This is a genomic window from Burkholderia contaminans (genome assembly GCF_029633825.1).
Classification (GTDB): domain Bacteria; phylum Pseudomonadota; class Gammaproteobacteria; order Burkholderiales; family Burkholderiaceae; genus Burkholderia; species Burkholderia contaminans.
Genome location: NZ_CP090641.1, coordinates 2635847 through 2651082 on the forward strand (window position 1 = coordinate 2635847; position 15236 = coordinate 2651082).

Sequence of the window (15236 nt, forward strand, 5' to 3'; positions counted from 1 at the left end):
ATGAACCGCGCCGCCGCTGCCTTTGACGAGACGACGATCGACGTCGACGATTGCTGGAACCGGATCGGCACGCGCGGCGACCGCACGTGCGAGCGGCTGAACGACTGCCTGCGCTGCCTGAACTGTTCGGTGTATGCATATCACGCGGCGAAGCTGCTCGAGCGTCCGCTCGACGGCGCCGAGATGGCCGACACCACGCGCCGGATGAGCGCGCCCGGCGCGCCGCACCTGCACGACGCCGACGCCGACGCGCACCATGCGGCGCTGGCGTTCCGTGTAGCCGACGAATGGCTCGCGCTGCCGATCGGCGTGCTGCGCGAGATCGCCGGCACGCGCCCGATCCATTCGCTGCCGCATCGGCGCAATTCAGCCGTGCGCGGCGTGGTCAACATCCGTGGCACGCTGCGCATCGCGATCTCGATCGGCGCGCTGCTCGGCCTCGATGTCGGCAAGGGCGGCAAGGGCCGCAACGACGGTGACGACGACCGCTTCACGCGGCTGCTGGTGGCGGCGCACCAGGGCGAGCCGGTCGTGTTTCCGGTCGATGAAGTCGAGGGCGTGCTGCGCTTCGGCGCCTCCGACTGGGTGCCCGTGCCGGCGACGGTCGGGCGCGCGAGCGCCGGCCTGTCGCGCGGCGTGCTGTCGTGGCGCGGCAAGTCGGTGGGCCTGCTCGACGACGACCGCCTGTTCGACGCAGTCACACGGAGCATGCGATGAGCGGCGATGACGACCTGAGCCACCTGTCGCTGCTCGAGCTGTATCGCGAGGAGACGCGCACGCAGACCCAGGCGCTGTCCGAGCGGCTGCTCGCGCTCGAATCGGGTGAACCCGATTCCGTCGCGCTCGAAGCGTGCATGCGCGCCGCGCACTCGCTGAAAGGCGCCGCGCGCATCGTCGGCGTGCCGCTCGGCGTCGACATCGCGGGGCGGATGGAAGAGTGCTTCGTCGCCGCGCAGGCCGGCACGATCGCGCTGACAGCCACGCACGTCGACGTGCTGCTGGCGGGCGTCGATCTGCTGGTGCGCGTCGGCGATCCGCAAGGGCAGCCCGTCACGCAGACGGAGATCGACGTGTTCGCGGCGGCGCTGACCGGCGCAGACGGCGCGCAGACGATGCAGGCGGCGGCCGCGGTCCCGCCGCCGGTGCCGCCGTCGATCGTCCCGTATCGGGAGCACGACGGCGCCGCGAACGAACCCGTCGGGGCGAGCGCCGCGGTGCCGCCGCTTGCGGTATCGGGCGGGGTGCCCGATCCGGCCCAGGCCGGCCGCGTGGCCGGCGCCGGCGCAATGCGCCGCGTGCGTGCGGACACGCTGAATCGGCTGCTGAGCCTGTCCGGCGAATCGCTGGTCGAATCGCGCTGGCTCAAGCCGTTCGCCGAATCGATGCTGCGCGTGAAGCGCGCCCAGCGCGACGCGGCCCGGTCGCTCGATTTGATGTACGAACAATTCGCCGACGATCTCGACGCGGGCATGCTCGCGTCGATGAACGAAGTGCGGCACATGCTCAACGACCTGCAGCGTTCGCTCGCCGAGCGCATGGACGAATTCGACCGCTTCGAGCGGCGCAGCACGCATATCGCCGAGCAGCTGTACGACGAGGCGCTGCAGTGCCGGATGCGGCCGTTCGGCGACGCGACGCGTGCATACCCGCGCATCGTCCGCGATCTCGCGCGCTCGCTCGGCAAGCAGGTGCGCTTCTCGATCGTCGGCGAGGGCACGCAGGTCGACCGCGACATCCTCGACCTGCTCGACGCGCCGCTCGGCCACCTGCTGCGCAACGCGATCGACCACGGCGTCGATTCGCCGGAGGCGCGGCGAGCGCGCGGCAAGCCGGCCGAGGCGAGCGTGACGCTGGAGGCGCGCCACAGCGCCGGCTCGCTGCTGGTCAGCGTGATCGACGACGGGCCCGGTGTCGACATGGACGCGCTGCGTGCGGCCGTCGTGCGCCAGCGCCTGACCGACGACGAGACGGCCGCGCGGCTGTCCGATCCGGAACTGCTCGAATTCCTGCTGCTGCCGGGCTTCTCGATGCGCGATGCGGTGACCGACGTGTCGGGCCGCGGCGTGGGCCTCGACGCGGTGCAGGAGATGGTGCGCGGCGTGCGCGGCGCGGTGCGGATCTTCAACGAACCGGGCGCGGGCATGCGCTTCGTGCTGCAGTTGCCGCTCACGCTGTCGGTGATCCGCAGCCTGCTCGTCGAAGTGGGCGGCGAGCCGTACGCGTTTCCGCTCGCGCACGTGCGCCGCACGCTGGAGCTCGCGCACGACGATATCGACGTGCTCGAAGGGCAGCCGCATTTCCCGTTCGACGGCCGGCGCGCGGGCCTCGTCGCCGCGCACCAGTTGCTCGATGCGGGCGAGCCCGACGTCGGGCGCACGAGCACGGCGGTCGTGGTCGTCGGCGCGGAGCCGGAGTTGTACGGCGTCGCTGTCGACCGCTTCCTCGGCGAGCGGATGCTGGTCGTGCAGCCGCTCGACAGCCGCCTGCACAAGATCCAGAACATCGCGGCCGGCGCGCTGCTCGAGAACGGCGACCCGGTGCTGATCGTCGACGTCGAGGACCTGATCCGCTCGGTCGACAAGCTCGTGCGCGGCGGGCAGCTCGCGCGGCTCACGCGTGATCCGCAGCTCTCGCTCGCCGACCGGCGCCGCCGCGTGCTCGTCGTCGACGATTCGCTGACGGTGCGCGAGCTCGAACGCAAGCTGCTGGAAAAGCGCGGCTACGACGTGACGGTCGCGGTCGACGGGATGGAAGGCTGGAACGCGGTGCGCAGCGATGCGTTCGATCTCGTCGTCACGGACGTCGACATGCCGCGCATGGACGGCATCGAGCTCGTCACGCTGATCAAGGGCGATCCGATGCTCAAGCGCCTGCCGGTGATGATCGTGTCGTACAAGGATCGCGACGAGGATCGCCGTCGCGGGCTCGATGCGGGCGCCGACTACTACCTCGCGAAGAGCAGCTTCCACGACGAGGCGTTGCTCGACGCCGTGCACGACCTGATCGGAGACGCGCGGGGATGAACATCGGCATCGTCAACGACTTGCCGCTGGCCGTGGAGGCACTGCGCCGCGTGATCGCGCTGCGCACGGACCACCGCGTGCTGTGGGTCGCGACCGACGGCGACGAGGCGGTGGATTTCTGCGTCGCGCATCCGCCCGACGTCGTGCTGATGGATCTCGTGATGCCGAAGGTCGACGGCGTGGCCGCGACGCGCCAGATCATGGCGCGCGCGCCGTGCGCGATCCTGATCGTGACGGCGAGCGTCAGTGCGAATACATCGTCGGTGTACGAGGCGATGGGCGCCGGTGCGCTCGATGCGGTCGACACGCCGACGCTCGCGCTCGGGCTGTCGACGGATGCGTCGCCGCAGGCGCTGCTCGCGAAGATCGACCAGATCGGCCGGCTGCTCGAAAGCCGCACCGCGGCGCTCGTGCCGCCGGGGCCGGCGCCCGAGCGCGGCCAGCCGACGCTCGTCGCGATCGGCGCGTCCGCAGGCGGGCCGACCGCGCTGACTGCGCTGTTGCGGGCGCTGCCGGGTGATTTTCCGGCGGCGATCGTGATCGTCCAGCACGTCGACCAGGCGTTCGCGCTGGGGATGGCCGAGTGGCTCGACGGCTATACGCGGCTGCCGGTGCGCGTCGCGCGGCAGGGCAGCGTGCCGCAGGCCGGCGAGGTGCTGCTCGCGGCGACCAACGATCACCTGACCCTGTCGCCGCGCGGCGTGCTCGGCTATACGCGGCATCCGGTCGAGACGCCGTACCGGCCGTCGATCGACGTGTTCTTCAACAGCGTCGCCGACGGCTGGCAGGGCGAGGCGTTCGGCGTGCTGCTGACGGGCATGGGGCGCGACGGCGCGCTCGGCCTGAAGGCGATGCGCGCGAAAGGCTGCTACACGATCGCGCAGGACGAGGCGACCAGCGCCGTCTACGGGATGCCGAAGGCGGCCGCGGCGATCGGCGCGGCGTCGGCGATCCTGCCGCTCGAGCGGATCGCGCCCCAGCTGATCTCGCGCATCACGCGTCCGCTGCGCGACTGACGGCGCCCCGGGGCGCGCGGCGCCGTGCCGTGGCCGCATTGCGGGCGGCGCGGGGCGTCGCGTACAATGGCGGCCAGCGGAGATGGCATGCCTCCCTGCGGTCGTAGTCGGCGCGTTGCGCACGGTGCGGCCCTCAACCGCCGGTCAGCCCGGCTGATGATGCCTGCGTGTTCCTGGGTCGTCAGGAGGTCGCAGGCCGTCCATGCGGGTTTCTGCCGCCCAGGTTTTGATGTTCCGTCGAATCTGGAAATCATGTTTTTCACGACTTCTGCCGATCTTCTCGCGACCGTGCGCTATGTATGCCGCTGGCTCGCGCTCTCGGCCCTGCTCGGCACGCTGGCCGGCACGGCTTCCGCCCTGTTCCTGATCGCGCTCGACTGGGCGACCGGCACGCGCGTCGCGCATCCGTGGCTGCTGTGGGGGCTGCCGGCCGCCGGTTTCGCGACCGGCTGGATCTACCATCGCTTCGGCCAGTCCGTCGCGCGCGGCAACAACCTGCTGATCGACGAGATTCACGACCCGAAGGCGCTCGTGCCGAAACGGATGGCGCCGCTCGTGCTCGTCGCGACCGTCGTCACGCACCTGTTCGGCGGTTCGGCCGGGCGCGAGGGCACCGCCGTGCAGATGGGCGGCGCGCTCGCCGATCGCGTCACGCACGTGTTCCGTCTCGATCGGGAGCATCGCCGCGTGCTGCTGATGGGCGGCATCGCGGCCGGTTTCGCATCGGTGTTCGGCACGCCGCTCGCGGGCGCCGTGTTCGGGCTCGAGGTGCTCGCGATCGGGCGTGTGCGGTACGACGCGCTGCTGACCTGCGTTGCCTCCGCGATCGTCGCGGACGTCGTCTGCCGCGCGTGGGGCGTGCATCACACGGCCTATGCGATTCCGTTCGTGCCGGCCGTGTCGGCGACGGGGCTGGCCGTGACGGTCGTCGCGGGCATCGCGTTCGGCGTGGTCGGGCGGTTGTTCGCGTTCGCGACGCATGCGCTGACCGCGTGGTTCCGGAAAGTCGTCCGCTATGCGCCGCTGCAGCCGGTGCTCGGCGGCCTGCTGGTCGCCGCGGCCGCCACCGCGCTGAACGTGCCGCAGTATCTCGGCCTCGGCATCCCGACGATCCAGGCCGCGTTTCATGGCCCGCTGCCGCTCTACGATTTCGCGGGCAAGTTCGCGTTCACCGTCGTCACGCTCGCGTCGGGGTTCAAGGGCGGCGAAGTGACGCCGCTGTTCTACATCGGCGCGACGCTCGGCAACGCGCTCGGCCAGGTGCTGGCGCTGCCGGTGCCCGTGCTCGCGGGGCTGGGGTTCGTCGCGGTGTTCGCAGGCGCGGCCAATACGCCGATCGCGTCGACGATCATGGCGATCGAACTGTTCGGCGCGGACATCGGCGTGTACGCGATCGTCGCGTGCGTGGTTGCTTATCTGTTTTCAGGGCACGCGGGGATCTATCGCGCGCAGCGGGTGGCGGTGGGGAAGGGGGCGCGGGTGGAGGTGGAGTGAAGTCGGTGTGCGGGGCGGCCGACCGGGCGCATCGCGACGGAAGCCGACGCCCGGTAATCCCGAGGATCACCGGGGCAAGTGGCGTCCGTTGCCGTTACGCCTTCGGCAGCCGCGCGACGTTCCGCGCCAGCAGCTCCTCGATATCGATGCCTTTTTCCGCCAGCAACGCGGTGACGACACCGTTCAGTTCGCCGAGCGTCTCCTTGACCGCTTCCCGGATCGTATCGACGACCACCTGCGTGCTGCGCTCGATCTCGATGTTGACCGTGTCGTTGACGCCCTTCGCATCGAAGGTCGTCGCGCGGCGCGTTTCGGGAATCAGCCAGACATCGAACCAGCCTTCGTCGCGGTTGACGTCGGACACCGTCAGGCTGCAGCCGTTGATCGCGATATAGCCCTTCGCGAACACGTACCGCTTGAACGCCTCCGGCACGCCGATGCGCACCATCCGGTTGTGTTCGGACATTGCGATGTGCCGGATGGTCCCGGTGAAATCCACGTGACCGGACAGCGGATGACCGCCGATCTCCGCGCCGTCCTTCGCGGCCCGCTCGACGTTGATGTGCGCGCCTGTCGTGAGATCGGCCAGCGTGGTGATCCGCAGGCTCGGCAACATCACGTCGAAGTCGATCAGCAGCGGGGAGTGGATGGTCGTCACCGTCAGGCAGACGCCGTCGACCGAGACGCTCGCGCCGATCTCGATATCGGTGGTGAACCGCTCGGGGAATTCGATGCTGAACGTTCTCAGTTCGCCGTGATCCTTGATGGCCTTGATGACGCCAACACCCTGAACAATGCCTGTAAACATGAGCTGCCCTTCGTCGCAAATTGCCTAGCCGGTATGATAAGTGATCCGGAGAGGGGGCGTCGGGGCCGGATGGGTCGGCGTCGCCTGACGGACGGCGGCGTATCATTCTCCGGCGCTCGCTGGAATACGGCACGAAGCCGCGGCGAGCGATTGCGAGGGTCGGCAGAAAAGAACGAGAAAAGGGGTAGGTCGAACAATATGCGGAAAATCTACGTGACCGCGTGGCTGGTGGCCATCATTCTGATAATCGTCGACGTGATCTGGGCATGCCGCGTCGATTTCCGGATTGCGAAGGGCAGTCTGGTGCAAAGCGCCCAAGTGCTGTCCGCCGTCCTCGCCGTCACCGTCGCGTCCGGCCTCGCATCGCGCCCATCATACAAAGTGCCGGCCAGAAAGGCGTTCTACGAGAATGTCGCGCAATCGATCCAGTGGATCGCGTTGATGTCGGTATTCATGCATGCCGGCGCGCTCCTTCAGTATCTGGCTGTAGCAACCGATCTGCCGCTCGTGAGTGATGCGCTGGTATCGATCGATGCCGCGCTCGGATTTCACTGGCTGCAAGCGTATGGATGGGTGATGGCAAATCCGGGTTGGCATGCCGTGCTCCAATTCGCGTATGCATCCGGCAGTGTCCAGCTTCTTGCGATCCCGATCATCCTTACGCTGACGTCGAACTCGAAAGACTACGCCGAGTTTGCGGTGCAATTTATCGTCGCAGTCGTCGTGTCGATCCTGATTGCTGCCTGGCTGCCGGCCGAGAGTGCGTTTCTCCACTTCGACGTTCGCGATCCCGGAACGATTTCCACCGTATCGGACTTCGCGCCGTTGCGAAGCGGAGTCGTCCGGGAACTGGCATTCGCGTCGTCCCAGGGGCTCATTTCCTTTCCGTCGCTTCACACGATCCTTGCGCTGTGCTTCGCGTATTCGCTGCGGCATGTGCGCTTCGTCTTCCCGGTCGGCATCGTGCTGAACGGCATGATGATCGTGTCGACGCCGACGCAGGGCGGGCATTACCTGTGCGATGTGTTGTCGGGGATCGTGATCGGCGTACTGCTGATTTATCTGGTTCGCAAGTGGTTTGCCAGTCAGCGCACGGTGGAACGCGTGGCGCCCCGCAACGAAGCCGATGACGGACGAACCGGACTGGTGAATTCCTGACGATCGCATCGATGTCCCGTGCAGCGCATCAAGGTGCGCGGTGGCGGTGTGCCGCGCGCCCTGATGCGCTGGGGTTTCCGTCAAGCCTCCGCCGGCTCCCCCAGCGGGCCGGCGTCACCGTTCACCATGCGTCGCGGCGTATCGATCAAGCCCTTCGCCAGTTCCAGCGCCTGCCGCTCGAACAGCCGGCGATAGATGCCGCCGTCGATCCGGATCAGCGCGTCGTGGCTGCCTTCCTCGATCACCTTGCCGCGATCGAGCACCAGCAGCCGGTCGAGCGCGCGCACGGTCGACAGCCGGTGCGCGACCACGAGCGTCGTGCGGCCGACCATCAGCCGCTCCATCGCCTGCTGGATCAGCAGCTCGCTTTCGCTGTCGAGGCTCGACGTGGCTTCGTCGAGGATCAGGATCGGCGCATCGGCGAGGAACGCGCGTGCAATCGCGACCCGCTGGCGTTCACCGCCCGACAGCTTGATCCCGCGCTCGCCGACGAGCGTGTCATAGCCGTCCGGCAGCGTGGCGATGAAGTCGTGCGCGCTGGCGAGCCGCGCGGCGCGCTCGATGTCGGCCCGGCTCGCATCGGGGCGCGCATACGCGATGTTCTCCGCGAGCGTGCGGTGAAACAGCACGGGCTCCTGCTGGACGATCGCGATCTGGCTGCGCAGCGAATCCTGCCTGACCTGCGCGATGTCCTGGCCGTCGATCGTGATGCGGCCGCCCGACACGTCGTACAGGCGCTGGATCAGCTTGATGAACGACGTCTTGCCCGACCCCGAGTGGCCGACGAGGCCCACGCGCTCGCCCGGCGCGATCCGCATCGAGAAATCGTCGTACAGCGGCACCGGATGGTTGTCGTAGCGGAACGTCACGTGCTCGAAGCGGATCTCGCCTTGTTCGATCCGGATCGCCGGCGCGCCGGGACGATCGTCGATGCCGAGCGGCTGGCGTTCGAGCGCGACGAGTTCTTCCATGTCGTTCACGGAGCGCTGCAGGTTGCGGATGTGCATGCCGACATCGCGCAGGTAGCCCTGCAGCATGAAGAACATCGTCAGCGCGAACGCGATGTCGCCGACGCTCGCCTCGTTGTTCACCCACAGCCGCAGCGCGACGCCGATCATCGCGGCCTGCATCGCGACGAGCATCGCGCCCTGCAACCCGCCGTTGAGCGTGCCGCGCACCCACGTGCGGCGCGTGCGTTGCCGCCACTTGCCGATCACGCGCGCGAGCCGCGCTTCCTCGCGCGTTTCCGCGCCGAACGCCTTGACGACCGCGTTGCAGCTCACGGCATCGGCGAGCGCGCCGCCCATGCGCGTGTCCCACAGGTTGCCGAGCCGTGCGGCCGGCGCGACGATGCCGAGCGACACGGCCACCGTCACCGTGATGTACAGCAGCGAACCCGCGCCGACGACGAGCCCCATCACGGGCCAGTGCGTGCCGAGCAGCACGGTGGCGCCGACGAGCATCGTGACCGAAGGCAGCAGCGCGATCAGCACGGTGTCGTTCAGCAGGTCGAGCGCCCAGATCCCGCGCGTGATCTTGCGCACGGTCGAGCCCGCGAAGCTGTTCGCGTGCCAGTCGGTCGAGAAGCGCTGCACGCGATGGAACGACGCGGCCGCGATCTCGCTCATCATCTTCAACGTGAGCGTGATGATGTTCAGGTAGACGCCTTGCCGCAGCACCGTCGCGCCGAGGCCGAGCGCGGCGAGCGTGCCGAACGCGACGAGCGCCGCATGCCACGCGGCGGCGCGATCGGTCAGGCCGGTCGACAGCGCATCGACGAGGCGGCCCGCGAACAGCGGCGTGAGCACGTCGGCGAGCGCGGCGAGCAGTGCGAGGCTCGCGACCGGGGCGGTGCGACCCGGCTGCTTGCGCCAGTAGCGGAAGGTGAAGCCGAAGACGGCCTGGAATGCCTGGCCGCCCAGATGGGAGGTTTTTCTGGTCATTTATCGTTGCCCGGCGCATCGCGCGACGGGACTTTCCGGTTCGGAGAACATCGAAAACGCAACAGCCGGGCCGCGCGAAAATCGCGGGCGGAAAACGAAACGGGCTGTCGGGAAACGGCGCGGCTGACGGGTTAGCGGAAAACTCGGGAGCCGGCGCGGACGGCGGGCTGGATCAGCTGAGCCGTGGGACCACGTTCGGGAAGGTTGCTGGCATTCGGAACATCTGCACCTCCCCTGAAGTGAACGGTTGAAAAGACGCCGAAAAGACGTGAAAAGATTCTATCAGCAGTGAAGGGCGCGCCGCAACGTCTGACGAATGCGGCGTTGCAGCGTCGATACGTTAGTATTCAGGGTTTCGGCCCTTCTTTTGCGGCCTTTCCCCAGTGCGGCAGCGCAAGGCCCGGCACGCGCGTCGATTACACTTCGGCGTCTGCGGCGCACGCCGCCGCGGCCTGCGCAGATTCACCACGATACATTCCTGAGGAAACGATGAGCGACGTTCAGCAAGGCATTCTGGCCCCGATCGATTCGGCGGCCCGATACCTCACTTTCACGATGTCGAATGACGGCAATGTGGCAGCGGCGCTGGCCGCGCTGCGCGAGATCGTCGACGGACGCGACACGGTGGTCGGGTTCGGGCATGCGCTGGCGGCGTACCTCGGGCGCCCGGTGCCGGGCCTGACCGAATTCCCGGCGTTCGCGGTGAAGGACCGCACGCTGCCGGCGACGCCGGCCGACGTGTGGGTCTGGCTGCGCGGCGACGATCGCGGCGAGATCGTGCTGCGTGCACGGGCGATCGAACGCGCGCTGGCGCCGGCGTTTGCGCTGCAGGATGCGGTCGACGGTTTCCGCTATTCGAACGATCGCGACCTGTCCGGCTACGAGGACGGCACGGAAAACCCGGAAGGCGACGAAGCGGTGGCCGCGGCGATCGTGACGGGGCAGGGCGCGGGGCTCGACGGGGCGAGCTTCGTCGCGGTCCAGCAATGGCTGCACGACTTCGACCAGATGGAGCGCATCCCGTCGGGCGACATGGACAACATCGTCGGGCGCCGCCGCTCGGACAACGAAGAACTCGACGACGCACCCGAGTTCGCGCACGTGAAGCGCACCGCGCAGGAAAGCTTCGAGCCCGAGGCGTTCATGCTGCGCCGTTCGTCGCCGTGGTCGGACGCGCGTCGCGCGGGCCTCTACTTCGTCGCATTCGGCTGCTCGTTCCGCGCGTTCGACGTGCAGATGCGCCGGATGAGCGGCGCGGAAGACGGGATCGTCGACGGCCTGTTCCGCTTCACGCGGCCGCTGACGGGCGCGTATTTCTGGTGCCCGCCGCTGAAGGACGGCAAGCTCGACCTGTCCGCGCTCGGCCTGTAAGCGCCTGACGAGTTCGACGAAACGGGGGGCCGCGCATCGTGCGCGGCCCCCCGTTTCTTTTTTGCGCGGCGATCGTGTGCCGTGTGCTGTCGTGCGTGGCGTGTCAGTTCAACGTCGTGTCGATCCGCGTGCCGCGCTTGATGAACTGCGTGACCGGCGTTTTCTCGCAGATTTCGGCGAGGCGCTGGCGTTGCGCTTCATCGAGCGGGCCGTCGAGCGTCACGACGCGGCGCACGTATTGCGTGCCGTCGCGATCGGCATGCAGCTCGGTGCGCACGTCGATGCGCGTGGCCGGCCACGTCTTGCGCTGCATATACATGCGCAGCGTCGCGGCCGTGCATTGCGCGAGGCCGGCCAGCACGAACTCGTACGGCGCCGGCCCGCGATCCTGGCCGCCTTCGCGGGGCGCTTCGTCGCCGGTCAACGCGTGCGTGCCGGCCTGCAGCTGGACGACGTAGTCGGGCGCATCGGCGTCGAGGACGGCGGCGGCATGGATGAGCGACATGGGTATTCTCCGGTCAGCGGGAAGAGGAAACAGGGAAGCGGGCGCCGCGTGACGGCGCGCAGCCGTCAGCATACCGTCCCGATCGTGAAGGCGTGCGCCGCGCGCTATGCGTCGGCGGCGCCGGCGCTGCTGCGCACGAGCGCGGCGATGCGCTCGCGCACCCACTGGTGCGCGCGATCGGCATCGCGCGATTCGTGCCAGTACGCGAGGAGCGGGAACGGCTTGAGCCGCAACGGCAGCGGCCGCACGACGATCGGCAGCAGCGCGGCCATCCGCAACGCATAGGTGTGCGGCAGCGTGACCAGCAGGTTGCCGGTCGCGGCGATCTGGCACGCGGCGAAATAGTGCTGGCAGGTGAGCCGGATATCGCGGAAGCGGCCGTCGTTGCCGAGCAGCACGTCGAGCGATTGCGGCTCGCCGAGCGACGACACCGAGACATGCTGCGCCGCGAAATAGTCGGCGCGCCGCAGCGGTTCGCGCGCGAGCGGATGATCGCCGCGCAGCGCGACGACGAGCGAATCGTCGAGCAGGTGTTCGGTGGCGATGCGCGGGCCGGTCGGCACGCGGCGATCGACGGCGAGATCGAGATTGCCCGATGCGAGTTCGCGCTCGATGTCGGCCACCGCGATGCGGCGGCTCACGAGCCGCAGGCCCGGTGCTTCAACGGCGAACGCGGCGACGATCCGCGGCAGCGCGATCGATTCGAGCACGTCGCGAATGCCGACCGCGATGCTCAGGTCGAGCGTCGCGGGATCGAAAGCCGACGGTGCGCGCGCGGTGCCTTGCAGGCCCGTCAGGTGCAACTGCACGTCCGCGATGATCGACCGCGTGCGTTCGGTTGCGACGACGCGGTTGCCCTGCCGCACGAACAGCGGATCGTCGAAATGCGCGCGCAGCCGGTTGAGCGCATGCGTGACGGCCGGCTGCGTGAGGTGCAGCGCGCGGGCGGCCGCGCCGATGCCGCCATGCACGTAGACGGCGTCGAGCACGCGAAACAGGTTCAGGTCGAGACGGTGATCGGCGGGCACGGGGCGCGGGAGGCGTGGTGAAGGGTGGACCGATTCTAAAGGATGCGCAGGCTACGGATACGGCGGGCTTTCCTGCGTGGCGATCGATGGCATCGGATACGAATCGATATCGTTCGAGCCGATATTCGGTTGTGCATTTATCCGGATATCCGACGCAATAAGTCCCAATGAAATGCGCGAATTGCGACGGACACAATCGCAATAATGGGCGATATCGGCCCGGGCAATTCCATATAGGGCCGCCAGCAAACCGTGACAGCCTGTAGTAATCCGCCATCATGCTGTCCACGTCGGCCATTTCGCGCCAAAGGCGCGACCCGTTCGGCTAAGATGCCGTCGCTTCATATTTCGGGATAGCCGTCCTGTCGCACGCATTCAAACCAAATATAAGCCTGACAGTTCGACGGTATTAGAGAAGTCGAACAAGTCGGGGGCTTGGCCAGTGAATGCAGCAGATCAGAGATGGGTCGTTATCTATTTGAGTACGGGATTTTCGTTGGCCCAGGCCGCGCGTCTTGGCGAGGCTTTCAACCTGGCGAATCGCCTGCACGCATACAGTGCTGACTACCAACTGAAGTACGTATCCGAAAGCGGGGGGCTGGTGCAGTCGTCATCCGGCGTGAGCATTGCGGCGGAGCCGCTCGGTGACGAGCACGGCCGCCGCGCGCTCGCGTTCTTTCATCTTCACGGCGACCGCGCGGCCGTCAACTGGGACGACGCACTGCGGCGTCGCCTCTCGGACATTCGCCGTCATGCGCGCTGGATCGTCGACGGGATGGACCTGCCCACGCTCGCGGCCATGCCGCGTCCGCCGGCGGCGATCGAAGGGCAGCCCGGCCGCGGCGCGCGACGGGGCACCACGACGGTCGAGCTGCAGGCCGGCGAAACCGACGTGTTCGCCGCCGTGCTCGACATGTTCCGCGTCGAGCTCGGCGACATCGCCGCGCAGGAGATCGCCAGCAACCTGCTGCGGCCGGTCGAGCAGCGCTATACGCAGTCGATGTGGGCCTTTCGCGAGCTGAGCGCGAGCCCGTCGATCCGGATGTCGGCGCAGCGGCTGCGCGCGCAGAGCGTGAATCGCATCTCGATCGCGAACGCGGCCCAGGCCGCCGCGATGAGCGAGCGCAACTTCCTGCGGCGCTTCAAGAAGGAAATCGGCGTGACGCCGACCGAGTTCGTCCAGCACGTGCGGCTCGAGCGCGCGTGCCACATGCTGGTCCACACGACGCTGCCGGCGGATAAGGTCGCGCGCCGCACCGGGTTCGGCAGCGGCGAGCGGCTCGCGAAGCTGTTTCGCCAGCGCATGCTGATGTCGCCGACCGAATTCCGCGTCACCGAGCGCGAACGGATCCTCACCCGTGGCGTCAGGCCGGCCGATGCGGGCGAGGGGGCAGGCGACGGCACCGAGGGGCATCGCGCCGCGTGAGACGCCACGCGGGAGAAAATCGGGCGGATACCCGTAGAATCGTCCTGTCACGATCTCGAGCCCCGGTTTCCATGTCCTTCCTTCCCACTACCGCCACCGCCCCTTTCTGCCCGTCGGAAGTCAAGGGCAGCATCACGATCGATGCCGGCGCGCCGCGCTGGCAGAAGCTCAAGCGCTTCTTCGGCCCCGGCCTGCTGGTCGCGATCGGCTACATGGATCCCGGCAACTGGGCGACCGACATCCAGGCCGGCTCGCAGTTCGGCTATTCGCTGCTGTGGGTCGTCGCGTTCTCGAGCCTCGCGGCGATCTTCCTGCAGATGCTCGCGGCGCGGCTCGGCCTCGTCGCCGGCAAGGATCTCGCGCAGGCCAGCTACGACCGCTACGGCCGGTTCGGCCGCATCGTGCAGTGGATCACCGCCGAAGTGTCGATCATCGCGTGCGACATCGCGGAAGTGCTCGGCTGCGCGCTCGCATTCAAGCTGCTGCTCGGCGTGCCGCTCGCGTGGGGCGTCGTACTGACCGCGCTCGACACGGTGATCGTGCTCGGCTTGCAGGGCAAGGGGTTCCGGCAGATCGAGGCGATCGTGCTCGCGCTGATCGCGACGATGGCGTTCTGCTTCGTCGCGCAGGTCGCGATCACGCCGCCCGACTGGCACGCGGTGGTCGGCGGGCTGGTGCCGGGCGATCCGGGCCACGACCGCAAGGACGCGATCGTGCTCGCACTCGGCATCGTCGGCGCGACGATCATGCCGCACAACCTGTACCTGCATTCGTCGGTCGTGCAGACGCGGCACGTGGTCGGCGGCGCGCGCGGGGTGATCCGCGACACGCTCGCGCTGGTGCGCATCGATACCTTCGTGTCGCTGTTCGTCGCGATGCTCGTCAACGCGGCGATCCTGGTCGTCGCGGGCGCGGCGTTCCACGCAACGGGCCAGCACAACGTGACCGACATCGAGCAGGCCTACAAACTGATTACGCCGATCGCGGGCGGCGCGGCCGCGCTGCTGTTCGGCATCGCGCTGCTCGCGTCGGGGCAGAGCTCGACGCTGACCGGCACGATCGCCGGCCAAGTGATCATGGACGGCTTCCTGCATACGAAGATCCCGTGCTACCAGCGCCGGCTGATCACGCGCGGGCTCGCGCTCGTGCCGGCACTGATCGGCGTGCTGTGGCTCGGCGACGGCTCGGTCGGGCAACTGCTCGTGTGGAGCCAGGTGCTGCTGAGCCTGCAACTGCCGTTCGCGATGTGGCCGCTGATCCGCTCGGTCAGCGATCGCAACACGATGGGCGAGCACACGATCGGGCGCGGGATGCAGATTGCCGCGTGGGCGCTGTTCGTCGTCATCACCGGCACGAACCTGCTGTTGATTAGCGGTGTCGCGGGCTGATACAGCCTGTCACAGGCTGACACAGGCGCGCGGCGCGCATGCGGTAAACTGCGGCCTTTCGATCGTCGTCCGAAGT

At 68.2% G+C, this 15236-nt stretch carries 12 protein-coding genes, 1 pseudogene and 1 riboswitch; of the genes and pseudogenes, 9 read left to right on the plus strand and 4 right to left on the minus strand.

Features of this window, described 5'->3' with window-relative positions; all coding sequences use genetic code 11:
- The 4 genes from LXE91_RS29530 to LXE91_RS29545 all read left to right on the plus strand — a co-directional run bounded on the left by LXE91_RS29530 (position 1) and on the right by LXE91_RS29545 (position 5533).
- On the plus strand, positions 1-717 hold the full coding sequence (locus tag LXE91_RS29530; protein WP_039344732.1) for a chemotaxis protein CheW: 717 nt from the start codon (positions 1-3) through the stop codon (positions 715-717).
- Positions 714-3023, plus strand: a complete 2310-nt coding sequence (locus tag LXE91_RS29535; protein ID WP_046196676.1) for a hybrid sensor histidine kinase/response regulator — start codon at positions 714-716, stop codon at positions 3021-3023. The genes LXE91_RS29530 and LXE91_RS29535 overlap by 4 nt, the downstream gene beginning before the upstream one ends.
- On the plus strand, positions 3020-4039 hold the full coding sequence (gene cheB, locus LXE91_RS29540) for a chemotaxis response regulator protein-glutamate methylesterase (RefSeq protein WP_039345366.1): 1020 nt from the start codon (positions 3020-3022) through the stop codon (positions 4037-4039). The genes LXE91_RS29535 and cheB overlap by 4 nt, the downstream gene beginning before the upstream one ends.
- Positions 4040-4108: 69 nt before the next feature.
- Positions 4109-4212: riboswitch (Fluoride riboswitch) on the plus strand.
- 79 nt (positions 4213-4291) lie between these two features.
- Positions 4292-5533, plus strand: a complete 1242-nt coding sequence (locus LXE91_RS29545) for a voltage-gated chloride channel family protein (protein WP_039345363.1) — start codon at positions 4292-4294, stop codon at positions 5531-5533.
- Positions 5534-5627: 94 nt separating this feature from the next.
- On the opposite strand, the gene LXE91_RS29550 is transcribed toward LXE91_RS29545, so the two are convergent.
- On the minus strand, positions 5628-6341 hold the full coding sequence (locus tag LXE91_RS29550) for a riboflavin synthase (protein WP_039345360.1): 714 nt from the start codon (positions 6339-6341) through the stop codon (positions 5628-5630).
- 213 nt (positions 6342-6554) lie between these two features.
- Here LXE91_RS29550 and LXE91_RS29555 point away from each other — a divergent pair, with 213 nt between their 5' ends.
- Positions 6555-7499: a phosphatase PAP2 family protein gene (locus tag LXE91_RS29555; protein WP_223274276.1), complete on the plus strand. Its 945-nt coding sequence runs from the start codon at positions 6555-6557 to the stop codon at positions 7497-7499.
- A gap of 80 nt (positions 7500-7579) precedes the next feature.
- Here the strand turns inward: LXE91_RS29555 and LXE91_RS29560 are convergent, their stop codons facing one another.
- Positions 7580-9442 carry an ABC transporter ATP-binding protein gene (locus tag LXE91_RS29560; RefSeq protein ID WP_278068141.1) on the minus strand — a complete coding sequence of 621 codons (1863 nt, stop codon included), beginning with the start codon at positions 9440-9442 and terminating at the stop codon, positions 7580-7582.
- Between the two features lie 489 nt (positions 9443-9931).
- Between LXE91_RS29560 and LXE91_RS29565 the strand changes: the two genes are divergently transcribed.
- On the plus strand, positions 9932-10813 hold the full coding sequence (locus tag LXE91_RS29565; RefSeq protein WP_039345353.1) for a Dyp-type peroxidase: 882 nt from the start codon (positions 9932-9934) through the stop codon (positions 10811-10813).
- Positions 10814-10916: 103 nt separating this feature from the next.
- On the opposite strand, the gene LXE91_RS29570 is transcribed toward LXE91_RS29565, so the two are convergent.
- Positions 10917-11318 carry an OsmC family protein gene (locus LXE91_RS29570; protein WP_011355890.1) on the minus strand — a complete coding sequence of 134 codons (402 nt, stop codon included), beginning with the start codon at positions 11316-11318 and terminating at the stop codon, positions 10917-10919.
- A 104-nt stretch (positions 11319-11422) separates the two neighbouring features.
- Positions 11423-12346: a LysR family transcriptional regulator gene (locus LXE91_RS29575; protein WP_039345350.1), complete on the minus strand. Its 924-nt coding sequence runs from the start codon at positions 12344-12346 to the stop codon at positions 11423-11425.
- A gap of 496 nt (positions 12347-12842) precedes the next feature.
- Between LXE91_RS29575 and LXE91_RS29580 the strand changes: the two genes are divergently transcribed.
- From LXE91_RS29580 to LXE91_RS29585, 3 genes and pseudogenes are all read left to right on the plus strand, one after another.
- Complete coding sequence (locus LXE91_RS29580; protein WP_039345347.1) at positions 12843-13772, plus strand: helix-turn-helix domain-containing protein; 930 nt, start codon at positions 12843-12845, stop codon at positions 13770-13772.
- Positions 13773-13892 (plus strand): annotated as a pseudogene (locus LXE91_RS43790) (helix-turn-helix domain-containing protein); the annotation flags it as partial.
- Positions 13844-15160, plus strand: coding sequence for an Nramp family divalent metal transporter (locus LXE91_RS29585; RefSeq protein ID WP_039345344.1), 1317 nt, complete (start codon positions 13844-13846; stop codon positions 15158-15160). The pseudogene LXE91_RS43790 and the gene LXE91_RS29585, both read left to right, overlap by 49 nt.
- The last annotated feature ends 76 nt before the right edge of the window (positions 15161-15236 follow it).

Excerpts from the sequence above, each read along its gene's own strand:
- LXE91_RS29550 (WP_039345360.1), bottom strand. The coding sequence starts at position 6,341 with ATGTTTACAGGCATTGTTCAGGGTGTTGGCGTCATCAAGGCCATCAAG.
- LXE91_RS29585 (WP_039345344.1), top strand. The coding sequence starts at position 13,844 with ATGTCCTTCCTTCCCACTACCGCCACCGCCCCTTTCTGCCCGTCGGAA.
- LXE91_RS29535 (WP_046196676.1), top strand. The coding sequence starts at position 714 with ATGAGCGGCGATGACGACCTGAGCCACCTGTCGCTGCTCGAGCTGTAT.
- LXE91_RS29545 (WP_039345363.1), top strand. The coding sequence starts at position 4,292 with ATGTTTTTCACGACTTCTGCCGATCTTCTCGCGACCGTGCGCTATGTA.
- cheB (WP_039345366.1), top strand. The coding sequence starts at position 3,020 with ATGAACATCGGCATCGTCAACGACTTGCCGCTGGCCGTGGAGGCACTG.
- LXE91_RS29530 (WP_039344732.1), top strand. The coding sequence starts at position 1 with ATGAACCGCGCCGCCGCTGCCTTTGACGAGACGACGATCGACGTCGAC.
- LXE91_RS29570 (WP_011355890.1), bottom strand. The coding sequence starts at position 11,318 with ATGTCGCTCATCCATGCCGCCGCCGTCCTCGACGCCGATGCGCCCGAC.
- LXE91_RS29565 (WP_039345353.1), top strand. The coding sequence starts at position 9,932 with ATGAGCGACGTTCAGCAAGGCATTCTGGCCCCGATCGATTCGGCGGCC.
- LXE91_RS29560 (WP_278068141.1), bottom strand. The coding sequence starts at position 9,442 with ATGACCAGAAAAACCTCCCATCTGGGCGGCCAGGCATTCCAGGCCGTC.